The organism is Enterococcus avium, from assembly GCF_002891025.1.
Taxonomy (GTDB): Bacteria; Bacillota; Bacilli; order Lactobacillales; family Enterococcaceae; genus Enterococcus_A; species Enterococcus_A avium.
Map to the genome: position 1 here is coordinate 159,843 of NZ_NBSL01000002.1, position 22,758 is coordinate 182,600.

The following is a 22,758-nucleotide window of genomic DNA, read 5'->3' on the forward strand; positions in this document are numbered from 1 at the left end:
GAGTATTCTCTCGATATAGAGCTACAGTAAGAAGAAATCAATTTGAGTATAGGTAACGAGCCAGCAAATTTTTTTAAACTAAAAAATGAATAGATAAAAACAGGAGTGAGAACGATGGAAAACCAGATCGTGTCGTTGAATAAGGTAGAAAAAAGATTTGGAAAGTTTCAGGCATTAAAGGATGTCACCTTCGATGTGAACAAAGGGGAAGTATTAGGCTTTATCGGTCCTAACGGGTCAGGAAAATCTACTACGATCCGGATTTTGTTAGGTATGCTGAAAAAGTCTGGCGGAGAAGCAACGATTTTTGGTAAAGATGTGTGGAAAGAAGACACAGCAATTCATAAGAATATTTCCTATGTCCCTGGGGATGTCTTTCTTTGGCCTAATTTGACGGGCGGGGAAATCATTGACTTACTACTAAGATTAAATGACCAAAAACGTACGCAGAGAACAGAAGAACTGATAAAAAAATTTCAATTAGACCCTAAGAAAAAAGCGCGAACCTATTCAAAAGGCAATCGCCAAAAGATAGCATTAGTTGCAGCTTTATCTCAAGAAGCGGAGCTGTACATTTTTGATGAGCCGACTTCCGGACTGGACCCGCTGAATGAGAAATCCTTCCAAGAAGAAGTGTTGAAATTAAAAGAAGCAGGTAAGAGCATTTTGTTGTCTAGCCATATATTGTCAGAGGTTGAAAAGATGTGTGATCGGATTGCGATTATTCGTGAAGGAGAGATAATCGAGACGGGTGACTTGAATTCCATGCGGCATTTAACACGATTGGAGATTGCAGTAGAAACGAAAGAGCCTCTTGATGGTATTGAACAATTAGCTGGTGTGCATACGGCGCATTTTTCAGGCGATGCGCACAGGAAAGCTGTTCTTTCAGTCGATCGTGATCAAATGACACAAATTATGATTTTTTTAGCAGAAAAACAAATTATCAATTTAACATCTATGCCGCCAACTTTAGAAGATCTATTCATGCGTTATTATGAAAAACAAGGGGCTGATTCTCATGAATAGTGGAGCAAAAACAGGTTATTTGTTAAAGGCAAATTTGAAGCAAAACCGTATCAAACACCTTATCTGGATCGTGATTTTAGTTGGCCTATTTGCTTCAGCTTCAACGAAGTTCAATGTATTATTTGGGACGCAAACAGATATCAATGCAATTGTTGAAACGTTGAAGACCCCAGCTATGGTTTCGCTGTTTGGTGAATTTTCTGCTATTGAGCCGTATACGACAGCGAATGTTTTTGCTTCTGAAATGCTGGTTTTTATGGGAATGTTTATGGTCTTTATGAATATTTCGTTGGCAATCTCAAATACACGGGCGGAGGAAGATTCAGGACTGTTGGAAATGGTTCGCTCACGAACAGTCGGACGCTTGGCACCAACCTACGCAACAGCTGTTGAGATACTTTTGATCAATGGGTTGATGGGAATTTTATATGTCGCTAGTTTGATTGCTGCTGATCTTAATGGGGCAACGCTGCAAGGAGATCTATTGATGGGCGTTAGTATTGCCAGTATTGGAATCATGTTCGGTTTTATCAGTCTGCTGCTGGCTCAGCTAGCGAATAATTCTCGTAGCGCGAACTTTATGAGCTATGGGTTGTATGGATTCTTCTATATCATCCGAATGATGACCGATGTGACAAATCCTAATTGGACTTGGATATCTCCTGTTGGATGGATTCAAAAAACGGCAATCTACACTTATAATAATTGGCTTCCGGTCATAATGACTTTAGGGCTAGGTCTGATTTGTTTAGCGATTGCTGTAAAGATCACTAAGACAAGGGATATTGGCAGCGGTGTTCTAGCAACTCGTGATGGAAAAGGAAAAGCAGGTAGGTTGTTGTCTTCACCGTTAGGATTAGTTTTAACGATTGAACGAAATAGTATCATTGGGTGGATTTTTGGCGGTGTTATACTAGGAGCGGCTTATGGATCAATCTTCAGTACGATTGGCGATATTATCGGCAGTAATCCAACCTATCGTAAAATTCTCGGTGTAACGCAAATTCATGCGGCGAATCGAGAATTGATCTTGAATTTTTTGAACATGTTAAGCTTGTTTTTTGTAGCGATCGCTGCGATTAGCGGAATTCTGATTATTTTTCGATTGAAATCAGATGACAAAAAGGGCTATCTGGAAATCCTTCACTCAAAAAGTATTTCTAAGACACGCCTAGCCTTCAGCTATTTCAGTGTTGGGACAATCGTGAGTGTTGTGGTGTTTACAGCAACTTTAGCTGGCGCCTTTTTTACTGGCAACAGCACACTGGATGACCCGATTGCAATCAAATATTTCTGGGAGACGCTGCTGGGCTTCCTACCGGCAACTTTATTCTTTGTTGGTATCGGAACATTCTTATCTGGTGCGTTACCTAAATTAACGACTGTTCTGTGGATTTATTTAGCTGCCAGTGTATTAGTCAAAATGTTTGGTCCGTTGTTGAACTTATCGGATGATGTGGCAAATATTTCGCCTTTAGGCTGGGTGGGAAAAGTACCGACCGAGAATGTTCATACGACTGTGGCAATTGTCTTAGTTGCAGTTTTTCTTATTTTGACGATTGTTGGATTAATGGGCTACAATAAGCGGGACTTGGAGTGATTGAATGAAGGAAGTAGTGAAAGATCCGCAAAAGGAACAACGCATTTTAATAACGAGCGCCAGTTTATTTGGTCAGCATGGCTATCGTGAGACAAAGACTGATCAGATTGCGGAAGAAGCTGGGGTTTCAAAAGGCTTGCTATTTCATTATTATGGAAATAAGGGGGGGTTATATCAGGCAACGTATACTTATGCTTCAGATTTTTTCTATCAGCGAATCGATTATTCGGTTTGGACGAATGCCTCTGATCTGTTAGAGATGGTCGTTGAAGCTACGAAATATAAAATCGAGTTGCAGTTGAAATATCCGCGTGAGTTTGCATTTTTGATGAAATCTTATACTGAAATGCAGACGTTGCCAGAACCTCTACGAAAAGAAATGGTACAGCGCCTAAATCAGGATTTTAGCCGCAGTATGAATTTAACAGACGAAGTGATTGGCAAACTTCCCTTGCGAAAAGAGGTTCAAGAAAAGGACGTGATCGAGACGATCTATGCCATTTTAAATAGTGAGACGACCAAGATTCAGCAGGAATTGACACAACATCCGGAATGGAAAACAATCGAGGATCTGATGCCGGTGATTGATCGGTTGAAACGCAAGCTGAAAATACTCGAATACGGTTTTGTTGAACGCTAAAAAACTCTGTCGCCTTATTGAGGTGACAGAGTTTTAGTTTACAGAATCAAAAATCAGAAAGAATGATCATCACGAATAGGCCTTCTTCAGCTAGGGCGCCAAAGAAGAGAATCAGGCTATCGACAAATAGGACACTCATATTGGTTCCGAACATCACAGCCAACCGTTCCAGTTTATCATTAATTTTTTTCTCTTTGAAATAGACTAGGAAAAGATAGAAATTTGCTAGCACAAGTATGATCGTTGATAAGATGATGGCGATTTTCATTGGTGTGCCCCTCACTTGATTAAAAGTAATCGTTTTTCTCTTTCTCATTATACTACGCAATTTTTAGAAAAAAAGGGGTAAAGCCAAATCTGAAGAACCACTAAATCAAACTTAATTATTATGAATGACAGAAAGAAAACGGATACTAATAAGGTTGATATTTTTGGCTGAATATATTATTGTTATGACAATAGAACTTTTAAGGAGTGATATTTTGAATGAGAAGCTAGCTAAAGGAAAAGGCGCTAGTCCTTTATACAGTCAAATTGCAGATGATTTAAGATTCAAAATTATTTCAGGTGAATGGGGAGATGGAGAGAAAATACCGCCAGAGCTAGATTTATGTGATATTTATCATGTTAGTCGAATCACCATTAGAAAAGCAATTGACGAATTGGTTCGTGAAGGCCATTTATATCGCGAACGAGCAAAAGGAACCTTTGTTTTATCAATGGATCATTCTACGGAAAAGGAACATTATACAATGGTCCGTAGCTTTACTCGTGAAATGGAGGAGTTAGGAAAAAAAGTACGAACTTTATCTGCTCAGGTTCAACTTATTGATGCTTCAGAAAGAATTTCTCAACAGTTAGGAATTGAAAAGGGGTCAAAAGTGCTTCAGCTAAGAAGAACTCGAGGAGTTGATGATGGAAAAGCCTTTGCCTATTTCGTTACACATATTCCCTATACAGAAAAATTTTCGTTAGATAGCAAGGATTATTATGGTTCCTTATACGATTATTTGAAAACCTTTGATATTGTCATGAGTGAGAGCAAAGAATATGTCGAGGCATTAAGTGCAACACCAGAACTGCAAGCCGTCTTAGATGTACCAGAGAATACTCCAATTTTAAAAAGAGTCCGGATGGTTTCAAGAGCAGATGGACAATACAAAGAAATCAGCGACTGTTACTATATTGGCGATCAATACCGTTATTACATTGAAATTTAATGGACGAAAAGTGCAGAATACGATAAGTAATTTTGCACTTTTTTTAAAAAGTAGGAAGAAAGCGTTGTCTTTTTTTGAAAAATAGCATATACTTTGAATGTGCTATTGTTATAACAAAATGACATAAAAGAACAGGAGTGGAAAAAATGGCAATATCTTTTATTCGAATTGATGATCGGATTATCCATGGACAAGTGGTAACACGATGGATGAGTGAACGTGCTTGTGATGGCGTGATTGCAGTGGACGATCGTTCAGCCAACAATTCAACTTTATCGAAAGCTCTTAAAGGGGCTGTTCCTAAACCATTGAAAGGCTTCGTTATGACAGTTGATCGCACGGCTTTGAAGTGGGAAGAAATCGTCAACAGCAAAAAAAATTATTTTTTAATCGCAAAAACACCTGAAACACTTGTACGTTTGTATGATGCTGGAGCTGATTTCATTTCTTGTTATTCTATTTTAAATGTCGGGCCCATGAGCGCACGAGAAGGTGCCAAAAAAATTGGTCCGAATGTAGCAATTACTGAAGGTGAACGAGCTGCTTTCAAGCGTTTAGATGAATTAGGGATGGACATTCAATTCAAATTGGTACCGGATTCAAAAGGCTTTACTTGGAAAGATATCGAAAAATAAAGAACGGAGGAAATTATTATGCTCTTTTTCCAAGCTGTATTAATCTCACTACTATGTTACTTAGGTGCTCTCGGCACTCCTTGGTTGATGGGGTTAACCGGCGGCTGGTATACGATTAGCCGCCCTTTAGTATCAGGTTTTTTAATTGGACTTATTTTAGGAGATGTCACTCAGGGAATTATTATTGGAGTCGCTATTCAGGCAGTGTATATTGCAATGGTTACTCCTGGCGGTCAGATGCCGGCTGATTTAAATTTTGTGGCATATCCGGCAATTGCTTTAGCTATTTTATCTAACTCATCAACAGAAGTAGCTGTGACGTTAGCTACAACAATTGGCGTTATCGGTACGATCGTGTTTAATTTCTTTCAGGTTGCCAATTCTTTTTGGAATCATCGGGCACAAAAAGCGATTGAAGAAGGCAACGAAAAAGCCTTTCATTTTAATTCAATCATTGGACCACAACTACTGAGCTTTGCCTTACGTTTTATTCCGTCATTTTTAGTAATCTACTTTGGCTCAAGCTTTGCTAAGGAGTTATTAGCCAGTATGCCGCAATACCTAATTGATGTTATGGGCATCTTAGGTGGTGCACTCCCTGCAATCGGGATCGTCATGTTACTCACGGCGGTTGTCAAAGAAGACATTATGCTACTATTCTTCTTGTTTGGTTTTGTCTGCGTAATTTTCCTAAAATTAAATATGATCGCTTTGGCAATTGTAGCAGGAGTGATCGCGTATATCTATTTCCAGGCAAAATCTAAACCAACACTAAAAGCAGCTACAGATGAAGGTTCTTATGATGATTTCGATGACGAGGAGGAATTCTAATGGAACAAAAAAAATCTTACCAACTTCTAGATAAAAAAACGTTGAATAAATCGTATATTCGTTGGATGATGTACAACCTAGTAGCGACAAGTTTTGAATTCTTGGAAGCCTTTGGTTTTGCCTTATCAATGGAGCCAATCGCAAAAAAGATATATAAAGATAATCCTGAAGCACAAAAAGCGATGCTGAAAAGACACTCTGTTTTTTACAATACGGAACCACAAATCGGTTCATTGATTAATGGTGTTGTTGTTGGGTTAGAAGAACAACGAGCATTAGGTAAAGAAGAAATCGATGATGATTTTGTCAATGGTTTAAAAGTCGGTTTGATGGGGCCTTTAGCAGGGATTGGTGATTCAATGATTCCTGGGATGCTGATTCCGATCCTGCTTTCGATCGGGATGGGATTATCAGAAAAGGGTAGTATTCTAGGACCAATCTTTTATATCGTTGCTTACAATACAATCATAATGCTAGGTTCACGCTTCTTATTTTTTAAAGGCTATGAACTGGGAGCTGAGTCCGTTGATACTTTTGTCGGAGAAAAAGCGCAACAGATCACGCAAGCTTTTTCAGTTCTAGGAATGATCGTGATCGGCGGAGTCGCGGCAAGCTATGTTAATTTAAAACTGCCAATCGTCTTGAAATTCAGCAGTGCGAAGATTGATATTCAACAGATTTTAGATGGTATTTTCCCAAATCTATTGCCGTTAGTTTTGGTCTTAGTTTCATGGTACTTGATGGCAAAAAAAGGCGTTTCTGCCTTAAAACTAATCGGAATTTATTTTATTGCAGCCTTTGGCGGTGTAGGGATCGCTTATTTGATCCAAATGATGTTTTAAACATAATTTAGTAGAAGGAGCAATGACGATGATCGGAGTTTTATTAGTGAGTCATTCAGAACTAGCTCATGGTATGAAAACAGCAGTTGAATTTGTCGCCGGTGAGCAGAAAAATTTCTTTTCTCTTGGATTAGAAGAATCAGGAGTAGCGATGTATAGAGCGAAACTGGAAAAATTAGTTGCCGATTTGCCAAAAGAAATCAAACAGATGATTATTGTCTGTGATATTCCATCAGGTTCACCTGGAACAAACGCTTATGATATTCTGGTTCAAACTGGCATGGAGGTTGAGATGCTATCTGGCATGAATCTGGCGATGCTACTAGATATGATATTGATGCGTGAAGGAAAAGAACTCCAGCAATTGATCGCAGATGGAATCAAAGCTGGGAAAGAAAGTATTGATCGAATGGATTTTTCAGAAGAAGAGGATGACGAAGAATTCTAATGTCATATCATTATAATTATTAAAGAGGGGTAAAAATGACGTATAATTTGCGACCGGAAATCAAGATTAAACACGCTGCACAAACATGGAATAATTATGACGAGATTGCCGAAGAACTAAATAAACAATTTAATGATGGCAAGAAAACTATTACTTTAGAATGCTATCCGGGCGTTAATTTACTTGAACTGGAGAAACAGCTGCTGAGTAAATTGACAGATGCTCGACTAGTTAAAGCGGATGACTACGCCTATGACGCTGAAACGGTGACGAATAGAATTGCTGCGAACATGACCGAAGATCGTGTTTTTGGCATTATGTCTCATGCAACACTAAATGATTTTTATCCAGAATATGAAGTGAAACAAGTGCAAAAAGAACTAGCTGAAGAAAAGAAGAGGATCGTAGTTTATGGTACAGGGGCTGCGATTATACAGCCGCAGCCAGATATTTTATGTTATGCCGATTTAACGCGCTGGGAGATTCAAAAACGTCATCGCGCAGGTATGTCGAACTGGAAAGCCGCGAATGAAAAAGAAGATAATCTAAAAAAGGTGAAGCGCGGATACTTCTTCGAATGGCGCATCGCTGATAGATTAAAACAACAGCTAACTGAACAAATTGATTACCTGATTGATACAAATATCCCTGAACAGGCAAAAATGGTCGATGGAACGAGCTATCAGGTTGCTTTGGATCAAATCGTGGAACAGCCGTTCCGATTAGTTCCATATTTTGACGCCAGTGTTTGGGGTGGTCAATGGATGAAGAAAGAATTTAATTTGGATTCTGAAAAGGAGAACTACGGTTGGGCCTTTGATGGCGTACCGGAGGAAAACAGTCTATGTCTGAATTTTTCAGGAACTGAGATAGAAATTCCAGCAATCAACGTGGTACACCAACGTCCGATTGCTTTACTAGGAAAAAAAGTTCAGGCACGCTTTGGAAATGAATTCCCGATTCGTTTCGATTACCTGGACACTGTAGGTGGTGGCAATTTAAGCCTACAGGTCCATCCACGGGTGGATTATATTCAGGATAAATTTGGTATGCCCTATACGCAAAATGAAAGCTATTATATTTTGCAGGCTTCTGAAAAATCAACGATCTATCTCGGTGTAAAAGAAGGAACAGAGAAAGCCGAACTTTTTAATGAGCTGCGCAAAGCAGAAAAGGGCGACTATCGTTTCCCAGATGAAAAATACATCAATTGTTTCCCAGTGAAAAAACATGACCACTATTCGATCCCAGCTGGTACGATTCATTGTGGTGGACCAGATACAGTGGTGTTGGAAATCAGTCAAACACCGTACATTTTTACCTTTAAACTATGGGATTGGGAACGTTTAGGATTAGATGGTGTTCCAAGACCTGTCCATTTGGCACATGGAGAAGAAAATGTGAATACTGATTTTGACACGACTTGGGTCCAAGAAAATCTGATCAATCCGGTTGAAACACTTCATAAGGATAGTGAAAGACGAGTTGAAAAGACTGGATTGCATGAACTGGAGTTTATTGAGACTCATCGTCATTGGTTCAAAAAAGAAGTGATAGTGGATGTTCATCAAAGCGTCAACATGTTGAACTTAGTGGAAGGTGAGACAATCACGGTCGAAAGTTTGAATAACAGCTTTGAACCTTTTGAGATTCATTACGGAGAGACTTTCATCGTTCCAGAAACAATCAAAGAGTACAAATTAGTCAATCAAGGTGACCCAAATAAAGAGGTAGCAGTGATTCAAGCATTTGTCAGAAATTTATCGTAAATTAAGAGGTGAGAAAATGATTGATACAGGACTAGGTATAACCTTTGATGAATCCTCCCATGAATTTATCTATCCATCTTCTGTTTTTGGTCCGTCTCAAACTGAGCAACGCTATTTAAAAGATATTCTTCAAAGTCTGGCGGATCATAAGGCGACAGGGCCTGAGATCGTTTATTCGATCGCGATGGATGTAGGATTAGAAAGAGATCGAGCAGACTTGCTGAAACGCGAATTACTTTTTGGCGTCGTTGCTTACGCGAAGGGTACGATCGGTGAAGAACCAGTCAAGAGTCAAGGGCATATCCATTCAATTTCTAAGGCTTGTCAAATGTCGACACCGGAGGTTTATGAGATCTGGACAGGAGAAGCGATTATCTATATGCAGGAAAGAGCAACAGATGCCCCAGGTCGTTGCTATGCTGTTCAAGCAAAAGCTGGAGAAGTCGTGATTGTTCCGCCCGGCTGGGCACACTGCACAATCAACGCCTCAAGATCTGAGAAAATGATTTTTGGCGCATGGTGTGTACGAGATTTCGGTTTTGAATATGAAGACGTACGAGCGCATAACGGTTTAGCTTATTATCCTAAATTTGATGCTCAAGGTACAATCGTCTGGGATCAGAATCCTAGTTACCGCTCAGACAAGCTAGTTGAGAAATCACCACGTGAATACACAGAGTTTATGATCGAATCTGATTTACCAATTTATCAGCAGTATCAACAAGATAAGAATAAATTTGATTTTGTTGTCCGTCCAGATCTATGTAAAGAAAAATGGGAAAATTATCTCCCATGAAATGATACGAAAAGGAGTCTGTGATGATCAATAAAAGTAAAGTAATGTATAACGGAGAGACGTTCAAGCTAGAAGGTACGGGTATCAAAGAGAAAGAGACTCGGGCAAAAGACTTAGCGGGATATTTTTTAAATTCAGAAGCATATGAAAAATTAGATCCGGAAACGGTGATGTATCGTGTGGAATATCAAGACAATGATTTAGTCGAAGGAACTCCCGGAGGATTGTATTTTGGTATTACTCATTTATATCCAGGAGTTGTTGGAGCAGAATATTTTTTGACAAAAGGACACTTTCATGCGAAAAGAAACACTGGGGAGTACTATTTTGGGCTAGAAGGTCATGGTTTGTTAATGATGACAGAAAATAGCGAAACGATTTTAGAAGAAGTACGTCCTGGATCAGTTCACTATATACCAGGAAATAAGGCTCATCGTTTAATTAATACGGGATCAAAAGAGTTATCTGTTTCAGCCTGCTGGCAAACAGAGTCAGGGCATGATTATGCACTTCCAGAAGAAATGTTTCCTTTAAGAGTTTTTCGGGATATAGTGGGAAAGCCTGTTATTGAAACAAATAGCTAAAAAGCTGGCGTGATTTTATCGCGCCAGCTTCAGACTGTAGACAAAGTCCATTTTATGGATGATGTCTACAGTCTTTTCTTTTATAATAGATTTATGAAAACGAATGCAAGGAGTGATAGTTATGATGTCTAAAAACAATACGAACGGTAGAAATCAATTTGCGATGCTCACGATTGATGATTTGGTTCCTCAAGATCATCTCGTTCGAAAGATTGATGCTGCGCTTGATTTTGAATTTATTTATCCAATCGTTGAAGCCACTTACTCCGATCTAGGTCGCCCAAGTATCGATCCAGTGATTCTGATCAAATTGGTGTTTATTCAGTATTTATTCGGTATCCGTTCCATGCGACAAACCATTAAGGAAGTCGATACCAATGTCGCTTACCGCTGGTTTTTAGGCTATTCCTTCGAGGAGAAAATCCCCCACTTCTCAACTTTTGGAAAGAATTATGTCCGCCGATTTAGAGAAACGACGGTGTTTGAGGATATTTTTGCCTATATTTTAGAACAAGCAGTTAAAGCAGGTTTTGTAACAGAGGATAATTTGTATCTTGATTCTACCCACATCAAAGCTAACGCCAATAAACATAAGTTTACGAAAGAAATGACCCACGATGAAGCGAAAGCCTATCAGGATGAATTAGAAGATGAGATCAATCGTCAACGAATAGAGGCCGGAAAACGCCCTTTTACTTTGGACTTAGAAAAGGAAGTGAAGCTGAAAGAAAGAAAAATAAGTAAGGCTGATCCGGAAAGCGGCTACTACGTCAAAGGCGAACGAGAAAAACAATTTGCTTATTCTGCCCATACTTCATGCGACGACAACGGATTTATTCTTAGCACAATCATCACTCCTGGAAATATTCATGACAGTCAAGTCGCCTTTCAGCTCGTCAAACAATCGAAGAGACTTTTTCCTGAAATCAACTGTGTTGTCGCTGATGCTGGGTATAAGACACCTAAGTTTGTTCACTTTTTGACTCATTTGAACCTTCGACCTTGTTTGCCTTATTCAAGGCCTAAAGGGAAAAAGGGGCTATTATCAAAAAACGAGTTTCTCTATGACGAGTATTATGATTGTTACATTTGTCCGCAAGATCAAATGCTCGCTTTTTCAACGGTTACTCGAGAAGGGTACCGAGAATACAAATCCAATCCAAAAGAATGTGTGAACTGTCCTCTGCTAAACCAATGTACCAAAAGTAAAAATCATCAACGAGTCATCACGAGACATGTTTGGGGTGACCTAATGGATGAAGCAGAACATCTTCGCCTAACGGATCTGAATAAATCAATTTACAAAAAACGGAAACAAACGATTGAACGAATATTTGCGGATGCAAAAGAAAAGCATGGGATGCGTTGGACCAAGTATCGAGGCTTGGAAAAAGTCGCGACGCATACGATGCTAGTGTTTGCTGCAATGAATTTAAAGAAATTAGCCACCTGGCTATGGAAAGGCAAGGAGCCTTTATTTTTTTGTTCAAAATTTCGAAAGAAATCAGATAAAAAGACGTCTCAAACTCAAATTACGAGTTCGAGACGTCTTTTGTCTACAGTCTGAAGCTGGCGTGATTTTATCGCGCCAGCTTTTTTAAGATAGTTTTAAACTATCTTTGCTTTTTTCGTGAATAAATAAAATGGACTGACACCAAGCAATTGCTCAGCTATACTTAAAACAAGAAAGTAATGAAGGGGATGAGAACGATGAATTTTGCAGCGTCAGATTTTGATTATTATGAACGCACAATCAAGGTCATGTATCAGAACTATTATTGGAAACGGCTTATGGTTAGTGGAATTGCATTAGTTATTATTATAGCTTACAGTAGTATTTTCCAAGATAACTTGTTTTTGAATATCTTATTGATGGGAATACTAGCTTGTGCAATGGTTTATTTATTTTTAGAAAAACAAAAATTTTCAGAAGTCTATCAAGCTTTTCTCGCAGAAAATCAACCAGAAGTGCAGATTCATAAAATTCAAGAAGAAGAATACAGCTACAATGTGATAGATGCTGAAAAAGTCCGGATCAATAAAAAAGGGGTGCGCAATCTGCCTTCTAATAACAAACAGTACACAATGATGGTTGGATTCTCAAAAGCCTTTTTTTCTCGGGAGCCGCTACAAATTGTCTATTATGACATGCTTGACCTTACATATGAAGAAAAATTCCGTTTAAAGCGTAACGGTTATAGCTCAGTACCACGCTTTTTAAGACGATTTACTTTGAGTAATTTAAAGGCGAGTGCTGGAAATGCGGTTAGCTTTATTTTAGGTAATATTTTCCTCTTATTTATTTTATTTCGATTATTACGTTATTTATGGTCGTTCCTACGAATGTTTTTTTAATTAAGTTCAAGGTTATCATCTGTAGAGATATCTACGGGTGATTTTTTATTTTTCTTTGATTTCGCATCAATGAAGTTCTTTCCATGGTAAACTATTTTTGAAATCGTTTTATAGTTAGTACAGGAGGGAAAAATGTGATCAAAACAATCGTTGTTGGACCACGGGGGAAGATGGGGCGCTTAATCACGCAAATAGCTGCTGATAGTAAAGAATTAGAGCTAATAGCTGGAGTCGGAGCAAAGGATCGTGACTATATAGGTCAGGATTTAGGACAGACGGCATTACTTGGACGTAATCTAGGAGTATTTGTTGTGGATAATTTGGAAGAAGTAATTGACGAGTGCGATGTTATTATTGATTTTTCAACAAGAGAGATGGGCTTGAAGGTATTACAATTAGCTAAGAAACATAGAAAAGCTTTGGTTTGTGGAACGACTGGATTTAGTTCAGAAGAAATGAAATTATTTCGTGAAGCTGGAGAGACAATTCCAATGCTCTATGCCGCCAATACTTCAAAACTGGTAAATGTCATGAATAAATTATTGCAGTTGGCCACCGCGGCTATTGGAGAAGAAACGGATATTGAAATTGTAGAAATGCATGATCGCTGGAAAAAGGACGCACCAAGCGGAACGTCAAAAGAAATAGGTGAGTTGATTGCACATGAGTTAGGAGCTGAGCTTTCGAATTTAGCGATCTATGGACGTGAAGGAACTGGCGAACGTGGAAAGGGAACGATCGGTTATCACTCTGTTCGTATGGGAGATACACCAAGTAGCCACACCGTTTTCTTTGGCGGATTCGGTGAACGGTTAGAGATTAGTCATCATTCGACCGATTGGCGAGGGTTCGCAAAAGGAGCTTGCGATTGCGCACTATTTTTGGCTAAACAGCCACCAGGTAATTACTCGGTTTCTGATGTATTAAAAATTTAAATACATCGTTTTTTATAACTCTGTTTTTATTGGATAAATGCCTGAAATTAATGTGCTATTTAGATTTATCTAATTATTTAATTAGTTATTTTACTTTTTTTCTGATAGTTTATTGATTGACTTCTCATTTTTTAAGTGCTAAGTTTAATCCAATCATTTAAGGAGGTCAGGACTCATGACAAACAACATTGCGAAATCTATGAATCTTCAGACAGTTGAATCAGCATGTTGTTGTATGGTGCATAAAAGCAGTATACCATTTTGTCATGCCTATTAACTGTTCTGAGTTCGTTTGAAAAGAAGGATACTTCTCATTTTAACGATTCCAAGAGGTGCAGCTTTAATAGCTGCACCTCTTTTTTGTCAGTCTCGCTTTTCTGAGTGTAAAAAGATCGAGGGAGGTTCATTGGATCAGAAAATTTATGATCGTGCTGTTTAGCGGAATGATATGCGTACGAAAATAACTTCATTTTTCTGGTTTTTAGAAAAATGATTACATCAAAAATGAGCTAGATGCCGTTGTTATCACATTCTAACGTGATTAGAAAATAGTACCCATATAAAAAAAGACAGGAGGAACCACCATGTGTTGTTGCTTAACAGATGAACGCTGAAGAAATGACTAAATATTAGGAGGAAATCAAATGCATTTATCAACGAAATTAATTCACGGAGGAATCAGTGAAGACCCATTGACAGGATCGGTCAGTGTACCAATCTATCAAACCTCGACATACCGTCAAACAAAATTAGGAGAACCGGGAGATTTTGAATACTCACGTTCTGGTAATCCGACTCGTTTAGCCCTAGAAGAACTAATTGCCGAACTTGAAGGTGGAGTGAAGGGTTTTGCTTTTGGGTCTGGCTTAGCAGCTATTCATGCGACATTATCCTTATTCCAACCGGGAGATCATTTGATTCTAGGTGATGATGTGTATGGTGGAACGTTCCGTTTATTGGAAAAAGTCTTTAAGCCGCTGGGTTTAAGCTACACGATGGTAGACAGTCGGGAACTTTCACAATTAGAAGCGGCTTTTACCGAAAAAACAAAGGCACTCTATTTAGAAACACCAAGTAATCCGTTATTAAAAATTGTCGATATAAAAGAGAGTGCAGCGTGGGCAAAGAATCATGAGTTACTGACAATTGTTGATAATACATTTGCAACCCCTTATTTTCAGCAGCCGTTATTACTGGGCGCAGATATTGTTTTGCATAGTGGGACAAAATATTTAGGGGGACACAGTGATTTAGTGGCTGGTTTAGCAACAACGAATAGTCAGGAGTTAGCTGAAAAAATTGGTTTCTATCAGAATTCGATTGGCGGAGTTCTTGGACCACAAGACAGCTGGTTGCTTCAAAGAGGAATCAAAACCTTAGCTGTACGAATGGAAGCTCATCAAAAGAATGCGGCAACACTTGCAAACTATTTAGTTGCCCATCCTGCCGTGGAAAAAGTATACTATCCTGGACTATTTGGCCATACTGGACATGAAATCGCTGCGAAACAGATGCGCGGTTTTGGAGGAATGGTGGCTTTTGAGTTAGTGAATGAAAGTAAAGTTGCCGAATTTGTTGAAGCACTGGAAGTCGTTACTTTGGCCGAAAGCCTCGGTGGTGTTGAAAGTTTAATTGAGGTTCCAGCGGTGATGACTCATGCCTCGATACCAAAAGAAAAACGAGAAGCGTCTGGCATTAATGATGGCTTGATTCGATTATCGGTGGGAATTGAAGATATTGAAGATTTAAAGCAGGATTTAAACCAAGCGTTAGAAGGGAAAAAATAAAATGAAAAAATCAATTATTGTAGTTGCTAGTTTATTAGTCGTCGGTGCCTTGTTTTTGGCAGGCTGCCAGTCAAAAGGTGATGGTGAAGCAAACTCGGAAAAGGTTTTGCGTGTAGGAACAGAAGGAACGTATTCACCATTTTCTTTTCGGGATGATAATGATAAGTTGACTGGTTACGATGTGGATGTCGCAAAAGCAGTGGCGAAAAAAATCAACTACAAAGTTAAATTTGTGGAAGCACCTTGGGATTCGATGTTAGCAGCCTTTGATGCAAATAAATCCGATGTGATCTTCAACCAAGTGTCGATCACCCCTGAACGTAAAGAAAAATATTTGTTTAGTACACCGTATTCAGTTTCTCATCCAGCATTGATCGTAAATAAAGACAATAATGAGATTAAGGACTTCGCTGATTTGAAGGGCAAAACCTCCGCTCAGTCATTAACTAGTAACTACGCTCAAATGGCAGAAGATCTTGGTGCAGAGATCTCCAGTGTTGATGGTTTTAGTAAGGCAGTGGAACTGGTTGGCGACAATCGTGCAGATGCTACTTTAAACGATGATGTGACCTATTACGATTATTTGAATCAAAAGCCAAATGCGCCAATCAAAATCGTTAAAACTTCGGATGAAGCCACAGAAGTAGCCGCAATGTTCCATAAAGATGATAAAGAATTAGCTGAGAAAGTCGATAAGGCCATCAAAGAGTTAGAAGCAGATGGTACCTTGACGAAGCTATCAGAAAAATATTTCAAGAAGGACATTTCTAAATAGAGGGAAGGACTAAGTAAAATGGAACGAACAATTGATATTATTCAAAGCTCAGCGCTGCCGTTGTTTTGGGCACTCTTAAAAATGACGATTCCCTTAACTCTGATTTCTTTCGCTTTGGGAATGGTCTTGGCATTAATCACTGCCTTAGCACGGATTTCAAAAAATCGCATTTTAAATGGAATCTTTTTCCTATATGTTTGGGTCTTCCGCGGAACGCCTTTATTAGTCCAATTATTTATCGTCTTTTTTGGACTCCCTTCTGTAGGAATCCAAATGGACGCATGGACTGCAGCGATTTTGACTTTTTCATTGAATACCGGCGCGTATGCTTCTGAAAACATTCGTTCCGCTTTACTAGCGATTCCTCAGGGTCAATATGAGTCCGCCGCTTCTTTAGGGATGAGCCGTTGGCAGATTTTGTATCGTATTATTGCGCCGCAAGCTTTTAAGATCGCTTTGCCGCCCTTGTCCAACAACTTTGTTAGTCTCGTCAAAGATACCTCGTTGGCAGCAAGTATCACGATTGTAGAAATTTTTATGACTGCTCAACGAATCGCTGCTCGCACTTACGAACCATTATTGCTTTACTGCATGGTGGCGGTCTATTATTTAGTGTTTTGTACCTTCTTGAATTATTTGCAGTCCGTACTTGAAAAACGGATGGTCTATTAGGGGGAAGCAACATGTTAACCATCGAGAAATTAAATAAAAGCTTTAATGATAATCAAGTGTTAAAGGAAATTGATTTAACCTTTCAACCCGGAGAGACAACTGTTATCTTAGGACCTTCGGGTTCAGGGAAAAGTACTTTGTTGCGTTCGATCGATTTATTGGAGACACCAGACAGCGGCAGAATCAAAATCGATCAGGACAATCTTTCTTTCCCACAAAATCTATCCTTTCGTCAATTGAAGGAATATCGTGGACATTTCAGTATCGTTTTCCAAGCCTATAACCTTTTTCCTCACTTGACGGTACTCCAAAACGTCATGGAGGGTCCTACACAGGTGAAGAAAATTTCGAAAGAGCAAGCAAAGACGCAGGCAGAGCAATTACTGACAAAGGTCGGATTATTAGACAAAGCAAACGAGCATCCAAAACAATTATCTGGTGGACAAATGCAACGGGTAGCGATTGCTCGTGCATTAGCAATGGAACCGGAGTTTATGCTTTATGATGAACCAACGAGTGCGCTAGACCCAGAGTTGGCACAAGAAGTGCTGCAAGTAATCAAGGATTTAGCAGAATCAGGAAACGGCCAAATTGTTGTAACTCACCATTTAGAGTTTGCTCGCAAGGTAGCAGATCGAATCGTTTTCCTTGAAGAAGGACAAGTTACTTTTAGCGGCAGCAGTCAGGCTTTCTTTGAAAGTGACAATCCGCGAATTCAACGTTATCTGCAACAATTATTATAAGCTAAAAACCGACATCAGAATTTTGATGTCGGTTTTTTCATGCGGTTGATCTAGCTTAATATTTATTCAATTGTGCCTTTGTTTTTGGTTCTTGAACTTTTATTATGATCATCTTAGTGATTTCCATCAATAAAACTGCTGAAATCGCTAGAACTAGAGCCAAACCAATTTCCTTCAAAGCAAAGGTTGCTGGAATAGCGAAAACTTCTCGTAACCCTGGTAATAATGTCAGACTGAAGAATCCACCACAAACAAGAATTGCCAGCAAAACCATTTTATTGGAGAATAAACCAACTTGTATAGAAGTTTGCGTGTTGGAACGAGCTGCAAAAGTTTGTAGTGTCCGACTTAAAATCAAGGTTGAAAAGGCCATCGCGACTCCCATTTCAGCTGATTGCAGATTTCCGATCCATTGAGCAGTAATCACGGCAATGGCGATCAAAATCCCTCGATAGGTTACAGAAATCAATGTTTTTCCAGTGAAAATCCCGCTATCTGGATCCCGTGGCTGACGCTTCATAATCGTTGGCTCCGCTTTTTCCATGCCTAAAGCAATTGCCGGCAGTGAATCATTTACCAAATTGATAAAAAGTAGCTGCAAAGCGGTAAAGGGATTTGCCCAACCAATTGCTAAGGCAAAGATGATTGCGATGATCGCACCTAAATTCCCAGCAAATAGATAAGCAACAGCCTTTTTGATATTATCAAAAACATTTCGTCCAACTTCGACGGCTTTAATGATTGAAGCAAAGTTGTCATCCGTTAGAACCATCGCGGCAGCATCTTTCGCAACATCTGTTCCGGTTCCCATCGCAATTCCGATATCTGCCTGCTTCAAGGCTGGAGCATCATTGACACCATCGCCAGTCATAGCGGAGATTTTGCCTTTGTCCTGCCAAGCACGGACGATTCGGATTTTGTTTTCTGGTGAGACACGAGCGTAGACCGTGATTTGTTCTAATTGTTCGGCTAACTCAGCTTCACTCAATTGATCCAATTCAGCACCAGTCAATGCAAGATCGCCTTGTTGGAAAATCCCAATTTCTTTCGCAATGGCAACAGCAGTCGTTTTATGGTCACCGGTGATCATCACTGTTTGGATACCGGCAGAGTTGGCATCAGCAACTGCTTGGAAAACTTCTTCCCGCGGCGGGTCGATCATTGCCAGCAATCCGACTAAGATCAGATCTTTTTCATCATCTAACGTTAGCGAATCCGTTGCTACTTCTTTATAAGCAAAGGCCAATACACGTAATGCCCGCTCAGAAAAAGCTTCGTTTTGTTTTTGGAAACGTGCTTTAAGCTCTGGTGTAAAATCGACAACCTGTCCGTCAAGCAACACTTTCGAGCTGCGCTCAAAAACGATATCCGGGCCACCTTTCGTTACCATGGTTTTTTGTTGATCGATCGTGTGAAGTGTTGACATTAATTTACGATCAGAGTCAAAAGGCAGTTCCGCCTGTCGTGGATATTTCTTACGCAAGTCACGATACGATTGGTTTTGTTCTTCGCTATAATCGATCAATGCAATCTCCGTTGGATCGCCTAATTTTGTCCCGTCTTCACTAATCGTTGCATCATTGGCTAGAACGCTAATTTCGATTAAACGTTGTTCATCTGCTTCCCATTGCTTGGGATCATTTGAAAATTCTCCGCTTTGTCCGTCGGCTAAGAAGTGATCAACAACGGTCATTTTATTTTGTGTCAAGGTCCCTGTTTTGTCAGTACAAATAATACTCGTTGAGCCTAGTGTTTCTACCGCAGGCAGCTTACGAATGATCGCATGCTGTTTCGCCATTTTCTTTGTTCCTAATGAAAGAACGATTGTAACGATTGATTGCAGCGCTTCGGGAATTGCCGCTACGGCTACGGCGACAGCGAACATAAAGGCATTGACAATATCTTGCGTCATATCGGCTGAACCATCTAAGAAAACGCGCAATAATTGAACACCTAGGATCACTAAAGATAGAACCAAAATCGCCATACTTAATTTCTTACTGAAACTGTCTAATCCTCGTTGAAGCGGTGTTTTTTGTTCGGTCGTTGATTCTAATAAACCAGCGACTTGACCAATCTCAGTATCATTGCCTGTAGCAGTTACTAAAAATTTCCCGCGACCATAAGTCACGATTGTTCCGCTAAAGACCATGTTGATACGATCACCAATAGGGACATCATTACCAAATGTTTTGATTTCTTTTTCAGCTGGTGTCGATTCACCAGTCAGCATCCCCTCATCAACTTTTAGCGATCCGGCTTCGAGCAATCGCCCGTCAGCTGGCACATAGTCACCAGCTTCTAGAATAACGATATCTCCAGTAACGATTTCTTTAGCCGGAATACTTTGCTCCTGTCCACCACGAAGAACACTAGCATCAGGTGCAGAAAGTTTTTTCAAAGCATCTAATGAGCCCTCAGCCTTTTTTGTTTGGATGACACTTACGACTGAATTAAGTAATAACACAGCAAAAATAACGATTGATTCAATGTGGGCTCCCATAATCATTTGAACAACGGCAACGATCAATAAGACAATCACCATCGCGTCTTTGAAGGTTTCTAAAAATAAAGTTAGCGAGGATTTTTTCTTCGCTTCTTTTAATTGATTTGAACCATTTTCTTGTAATCGCTGTTGAGCTTCTGTTTGGCTCAAACCTTCTGGTGAGGTATTCAAGTCTTTCATTAATCCGTCTGTTTCTTGTTGGTACACGTGTTTTGTCAATTTATAGCCTCCAATAATTTTTATTTCACTTGATTCGTAACTTTTGGCAGTTGATACTGTTCTGTGCGTGTGATTGACTAATCCGTTAATAGTGGCTAGCTCAATATTTACGAAATCCTTTTTCAAAAAACGAAAAAAGGAATTTATTTTCGTACGCATATCATTTTTCTAATCACGCTGAAGCGTGAAGAAAAACTGACAAAAAGAGACCTAAGGCAAGTGTTTAAACTTGTCTTAGGTCTCACCATTTCATACGATACCAGAAAACCATCGCTGGTTAACTTACTGTTGATATCACAACAACAACGTTGCCGGTTACTCCCCTAAGGAGTTATTAATATGTTTAAATCTTAACGGAAATGATTTTTGATTGCAAGAAAAATGCTGGTTTCACTTAATAAAGTCATCAAATAAGTTAGGAAAGCCTTGATAATCTCGATTTATCTGAAGTTATTTAATTTTTCTTAAGCGACTATTTTCCTTTGATGATTGTGTTGATTGTGCTTTCGTCCAAGCCCTTTAAAACGTGGATTAGCATTTCCCGAGCAGCATCAAAATCTGCAATGCTGAACATGGTTTGATGGGTATGAATGTAACGACCACAAACACCAATAACGGTACTTGGGATTCCTTCATTTGCCGTATGAGCAGCGCCGGCATCGGTTCCACCTTTAGAAACAAAGTATTGATAAGGAATATTGTGTGTTTCGGCAGTGTCCAATAGATATTCCCGTAACCGCGGTAATAGGATCATACCGGGATCTTGGATACGTAAAAGCGTCCCTTCGCCTAAGTGGCCAAAAGTCCCATTCGTTGTCACTAGATCATCAGCGGCTGAACAATCAACTGCAAAGAATAAATCTGGCTTGAATTTTGTAACAGCCGGTTTTGCTCCACGTAAGCCGACTTCTTCTTGCACGTTTGCGCCAGCGATCAGCGTATAATCTAGTTCTTCTTTTTGCAGTGCCTCTAAGGCTTCCAAAACGACAGTGCAGCCGTAGCGATTGTCCCAAGCTTTACTGATAATGTTTTTTCCATTCGCGGTTTTGATTGTTTCAGTTTGCGGAACAATCGTGTCGCCTGGAAGAACACCGTAAGCCAAAGCTTCATCCTTTGATTCAAATCCAGCATCAAAAAGAATATCTTCAACTTTAACCTGTCCTTGTCCGTTTGTTCCGCGTAACAAATGTGGGGGCACAGAAGAAGAGATGCATGGATAATTACCTTTGCTAGTTTTTAGAGTAAAGCGTTGAGCAGAAACCACATAAGGATTCCAACCACCTAAAGGCACAACCCTGAATAATCCGCGCGAGGTGATTTCTGTTAACATGAAGCCAACCTCATCCATATGAGCTGCAACCATCACACGTGGTTTGCTTTCATCAGCTTGACGCAGACCAAAAATTCCGCCTAAACCATCTTGCTGCACATCATCTACTAAAGGCGTGATAGCAGTTCGCAGATAGTCGCGAATATCTTCTTCAAAACCGCTCGTTCCTTGCAGTTCCGTTAAATCTTTAATTCGTTGAAACGTTTTTTCTTCCATTAAAAATCCCCCTTGATATTAAAATCCGTTCTCATTATAAGTCTTTGGTACGTGAAAATAAATCAATTCAAAGACGAGTGACTGCTGATTCATTTTTTGTTGTTTGTTCCCAAAGGTTTTCTCGGTGATTTTAGCTAATTCCACTGGAGAAAACTCCCCCAAAAAGTATTCCTGAAAAAAATCACGAGGGACATCTTCAGAATTTGTATACGCAAATTTTTTTGTAAGATATGGAATGTGCAGCTCATTTAAAAATGCTTTATAACGTTCATTCAATAACAAATCAGAGTTTATCTCCTCGTAAGGCGAGAAGAGCTGATCCTCGTCTGTTATAACACGTAAAATCAAACACCAATCATGACTTGCTTGGCAAAAATCGAGTAGCTCTTCTTTTGTTTGTAAAGCAGGATTCATGGCTGAAAAAACAATGCCATAACGCTGTTTATTCTGTGATAAGAAACTTTTTTGATCGTTTTTGATCAACTGAACAGTACTACTAGATTTAGCAGCTGCAAGTTTCAACATTTCCGCTGATAAATCTACAAGATCATATTTTTCTACATATGCTTTTAATGTAGATAAATAACGACCGGAACCTCCAGCAAGATCCAAAAAAGTTTGGCAGGGAAGGAGATTTTCTGCTAGTAAAAAATCTCGCAGCTCTTCAGCAATGGGAAATATTGATTCTTGTTGAATCGCTTCATATTCTTCGGCAAACTCATCCCAAAATGTTTCAAGCTCATTCAGATAATCAGTCATAATAAATCCTCTTTCTAAGTGTTAATTGACTTCAGTATACACCTCGTTGATGGATAAATTCACGAAA

22 protein-coding genes are annotated in these 22,758 nt (G+C 39.4%); 18 read left to right on the forward strand and 4 right to left on the reverse strand.

The genetic code is table 11. From position 1 onward, the window contains the following. Positions 1 to 114: 114 nt before the first annotated feature. The 3 genes from AUF14_RS00905 to AUF14_RS00915 are packed head-to-tail and all read left to right on the forward strand — an operon-like array spanning position 115 to position 3,269. Positions 115 to 1,029, forward strand: coding sequence for an ABC transporter ATP-binding protein (locus AUF14_RS00905; RefSeq protein WP_016180980.1), 915 nt, complete (start codon positions 115 to 117; stop codon positions 1,027 to 1,029). Continuing rightward, positions 1,022 to 2,629, forward strand: a complete 1,608-nt coding sequence (locus tag AUF14_RS00910; RefSeq protein ID WP_016180979.1) for an ABC transporter permease — start codon at positions 1,022 to 1,024, stop codon at positions 2,627 to 2,629. Before AUF14_RS00905 ends, AUF14_RS00910 begins: the two co-directional genes overlap by 8 nt. Positions 2,630 to 2,633: 4 nt before the next feature. Continuing rightward, positions 2,634 to 3,269, forward strand: a complete 636-nt coding sequence (locus AUF14_RS00915) for a TetR/AcrR family transcriptional regulator (RefSeq protein WP_016180978.1) — start codon at positions 2,634 to 2,636, stop codon at positions 3,267 to 3,269. A gap of 46 nt (positions 3,270 to 3,315) precedes the next feature. Here AUF14_RS00915 and AUF14_RS00920 read toward each other — a convergent pair whose 3' ends face one another. Further along, complete coding sequence (locus AUF14_RS00920) at positions 3,316 to 3,585, reverse strand: hypothetical protein (protein ID WP_227132012.1); 270 nt, start codon at positions 3,583 to 3,585, stop codon at positions 3,316 to 3,318. Between the two features lie 166 nt (positions 3,586 to 3,751). Here AUF14_RS00920 and AUF14_RS00925 point away from each other — a divergent pair, with 166 nt between their 5' ends. From AUF14_RS00925 to AUF14_RS00995, 15 genes are all read left to right on the forward strand, one after another. Continuing rightward, complete coding sequence (locus AUF14_RS00925; RefSeq protein ID WP_016180976.1) at positions 3,752 to 4,489, forward strand: GntR family transcriptional regulator; 738 nt, start codon at positions 3,752 to 3,754, stop codon at positions 4,487 to 4,489. A gap of 146 nt (positions 4,490 to 4,635) precedes the next feature. Then, on the forward strand, positions 4,636 to 5,124 hold the full coding sequence (locus tag AUF14_RS00930; protein WP_016180975.1) for a PTS system mannose/fructose/N-acetylgalactosamine-transporter subunit IIB: 489 nt from the start codon (positions 4,636 to 4,638) through the stop codon (positions 5,122 to 5,124). Positions 5,125 to 5,142: 18 nt separating this feature from the next. Then, positions 5,143 to 5,955 (forward strand): PTS mannose/fructose/sorbose/N-acetylgalactosamine transporter subunit IIC, encoded by an 813-nt coding sequence (locus AUF14_RS00935; protein ID WP_016180974.1) that lies wholly within the window; start codon positions 5,143 to 5,145, stop codon positions 5,953 to 5,955. Continuing rightward, positions 5,955 to 6,797, forward strand: a complete 843-nt coding sequence (locus AUF14_RS00940; protein ID WP_016180973.1) for a PTS system mannose/fructose/sorbose family transporter subunit IID — start codon at positions 5,955 to 5,957, stop codon at positions 6,795 to 6,797. The genes AUF14_RS00935 and AUF14_RS00940 overlap by 1 nt, the downstream gene beginning before the upstream one ends. A gap of 28 nt (positions 6,798 to 6,825) precedes the next feature. Further along, positions 6,826 to 7,245, forward strand: a complete 420-nt coding sequence (locus AUF14_RS00945) for a PTS sugar transporter subunit IIA (protein WP_016180972.1) — start codon at positions 6,826 to 6,828, stop codon at positions 7,243 to 7,245. A 35-nt stretch (positions 7,246 to 7,280) separates the two neighbouring features. Then, positions 7,281 to 9,014, forward strand: a complete 1,734-nt coding sequence (locus AUF14_RS00950) for a class I mannose-6-phosphate isomerase (protein ID WP_016180971.1) — start codon at positions 7,281 to 7,283, stop codon at positions 9,012 to 9,014. Positions 9,015 to 9,030: 16 nt separating this feature from the next. Further along, positions 9,031 to 9,810, forward strand: coding sequence for a glucose-6-phosphate isomerase family protein (locus tag AUF14_RS00955; RefSeq protein WP_016180970.1), 780 nt, complete (start codon positions 9,031 to 9,033; stop codon positions 9,808 to 9,810). A gap of 23 nt (positions 9,811 to 9,833) precedes the next feature. Continuing rightward, a complete protein-coding gene (locus AUF14_RS00960) occupies positions 9,834 to 10,394 on the forward strand; it encodes a glucose-6-phosphate isomerase family protein (protein ID WP_016180969.1) in 561 nt (186 codons plus the stop codon). 121 nt (positions 10,395 to 10,515) lie between these two features. Continuing rightward, entirely contained in the window at positions 10,516 to 11,961 is a 1,446-nt protein-coding gene (locus tag AUF14_RS00965; RefSeq protein WP_456151918.1) for an IS1182 family transposase, read from the forward strand. 143 nt (positions 11,962 to 12,104) lie between these two features. Further along, positions 12,105 to 12,749, forward strand: coding sequence for a hypothetical protein (locus AUF14_RS00970; RefSeq protein ID WP_016180968.1), 645 nt, complete (start codon positions 12,105 to 12,107; stop codon positions 12,747 to 12,749). A gap of 134 nt (positions 12,750 to 12,883) precedes the next feature. Next, a complete protein-coding gene (gene dapB, locus AUF14_RS00975) occupies positions 12,884 to 13,684 on the forward strand; it encodes a 4-hydroxy-tetrahydrodipicolinate reductase (protein ID WP_016180967.1) in 801 nt (266 codons plus the stop codon). 644 nt (positions 13,685 to 14,328) lie between these two features. Further along, on the forward strand, positions 14,329 to 15,471 hold the full coding sequence (locus AUF14_RS00980; protein WP_016180966.1) for a cystathionine gamma-synthase: 1,143 nt from the start codon (positions 14,329 to 14,331) through the stop codon (positions 15,469 to 15,471). 1 nt (position 15,472) lies between these two features. Further along, positions 15,473 to 16,246: an amino acid ABC transporter substrate-binding protein gene (locus AUF14_RS00985; RefSeq protein WP_016180965.1), complete on the forward strand. Its 774-nt coding sequence runs from the start codon at positions 15,473 to 15,475 to the stop codon at positions 16,244 to 16,246. 18 nt (positions 16,247 to 16,264) lie between these two features. Continuing rightward, positions 16,265 to 16,918: an amino acid ABC transporter permease gene (locus AUF14_RS00990; RefSeq protein WP_016180964.1), complete on the forward strand. Its 654-nt coding sequence runs from the start codon at positions 16,265 to 16,267 to the stop codon at positions 16,916 to 16,918. An 11-nt stretch (positions 16,919 to 16,929) separates the two neighbouring features. Then, positions 16,930 to 17,661 (forward strand): amino acid ABC transporter ATP-binding protein, encoded by a 732-nt coding sequence (locus tag AUF14_RS00995; RefSeq protein ID WP_016180963.1) that lies wholly within the window; start codon positions 16,930 to 16,932, stop codon positions 17,659 to 17,661. 55 nt (positions 17,662 to 17,716) lie between these two features. Here AUF14_RS00995 and AUF14_RS01000 read toward each other — a convergent pair whose 3' ends face one another. The 3 genes from AUF14_RS01000 to AUF14_RS01010 all read right to left on the reverse strand — a co-directional run bounded on the left by AUF14_RS01000 (position 17,717) and on the right by AUF14_RS01010 (position 22,691). Further along, a complete protein-coding gene (locus AUF14_RS01000; protein ID WP_016180962.1) occupies positions 17,717 to 20,386 on the reverse strand; it encodes a cation-translocating P-type ATPase in 2,670 nt (889 codons plus the stop codon). A 472-nt stretch (positions 20,387 to 20,858) separates the two neighbouring features. Then, the gene (pepA, locus tag AUF14_RS01005; RefSeq protein WP_016180961.1) at positions 20,859 to 21,932 is read right to left on the reverse strand and encodes a glutamyl aminopeptidase; all 1,074 of its coding nucleotides are present in this window, start codon (positions 21,930 to 21,932) and stop codon (positions 20,859 to 20,861) included. Between the two features lie 18 nt (positions 21,933 to 21,950). Continuing rightward, entirely contained in the window at positions 21,951 to 22,691 is a 741-nt protein-coding gene (locus AUF14_RS01010; RefSeq protein WP_016180960.1) for a methyltransferase domain-containing protein, read from the reverse strand. Between the last annotated feature and the right edge of the window lie 67 nt (positions 22,692 to 22,758).

What these genes read in the sequence shown, in the direction of transcription:
- AUF14_RS00985 (WP_016180965.1), top strand. Translation starts at nt 15,473, where the DNA reads ATGAAAAAATCAATTATTGTAGTTGCTAGTTTATTAGTCGTCGGTGCC.
- AUF14_RS00990 (WP_016180964.1), top strand. Translation starts at nt 16,265, where the DNA reads ATGGAACGAACAATTGATATTATTCAAAGCTCAGCGCTGCCGTTGTTT.
- AUF14_RS00960 (WP_016180969.1), top strand. Translation starts at nt 9,834, where the DNA reads ATGATCAATAAAAGTAAAGTAATGTATAACGGAGAGACGTTCAAGCTA.
- AUF14_RS00950 (WP_016180971.1), top strand. Translation starts at nt 7,281, where the DNA reads ATGACGTATAATTTGCGACCGGAAATCAAGATTAAACACGCTGCACAA.
- AUF14_RS00920 (WP_227132012.1), bottom strand. Translation starts at nt 3,585, where the DNA reads ATGAGAAAGAGAAAAACGATTACTTTTAATCAAGTGAGGGGCACACCA.
- AUF14_RS00910 (WP_016180979.1), top strand. Translation starts at nt 1,022, where the DNA reads ATGAATAGTGGAGCAAAAACAGGTTATTTGTTAAAGGCAAATTTGAAG.
- AUF14_RS01010 (WP_016180960.1), bottom strand. Translation starts at nt 22,691, where the DNA reads ATGACTGATTATCTGAATGAGCTTGAAACATTTTGGGATGAGTTTGCC.
- AUF14_RS00940 (WP_016180973.1), top strand. Translation starts at nt 5,955, where the DNA reads ATGGAACAAAAAAAATCTTACCAACTTCTAGATAAAAAAACGTTGAAT.
- AUF14_RS00965 (WP_456151918.1), top strand. Translation starts at nt 10,516, where the DNA reads ATGATGTCTAAAAACAATACGAACGGTAGAAATCAATTTGCGATGCTC.
- AUF14_RS00915 (WP_016180978.1), top strand. Translation starts at nt 2,634, where the DNA reads ATGAAGGAAGTAGTGAAAGATCCGCAAAAGGAACAACGCATTTTAATA.
- AUF14_RS00955 (WP_016180970.1), top strand. Translation starts at nt 9,031, where the DNA reads ATGATTGATACAGGACTAGGTATAACCTTTGATGAATCCTCCCATGAA.
- AUF14_RS00970 (WP_016180968.1), top strand. Translation starts at nt 12,105, where the DNA reads ATGAATTTTGCAGCGTCAGATTTTGATTATTATGAACGCACAATCAAG.
- AUF14_RS00980 (WP_016180966.1), top strand. Translation starts at nt 14,329, where the DNA reads ATGCATTTATCAACGAAATTAATTCACGGAGGAATCAGTGAAGACCCA.
- AUF14_RS00935 (WP_016180974.1), top strand. Translation starts at nt 5,143, where the DNA reads ATGCTCTTTTTCCAAGCTGTATTAATCTCACTACTATGTTACTTAGGT.
- AUF14_RS00930 (WP_016180975.1), top strand. Translation starts at nt 4,636, where the DNA reads ATGGCAATATCTTTTATTCGAATTGATGATCGGATTATCCATGGACAA.
- AUF14_RS00995 (WP_016180963.1), top strand. Translation starts at nt 16,930, where the DNA reads ATGTTAACCATCGAGAAATTAAATAAAAGCTTTAATGATAATCAAGTG.
- AUF14_RS00905 (WP_016180980.1), top strand. Translation starts at nt 115, where the DNA reads ATGGAAAACCAGATCGTGTCGTTGAATAAGGTAGAAAAAAGATTTGGA.
- AUF14_RS00945 (WP_016180972.1), top strand. Translation starts at nt 6,826, where the DNA reads ATGATCGGAGTTTTATTAGTGAGTCATTCAGAACTAGCTCATGGTATG.
- pepA (WP_016180961.1), bottom strand. Translation starts at nt 21,932, where the DNA reads ATGGAAGAAAAAACGTTTCAACGAATTAAAGATTTAACGGAACTGCAA.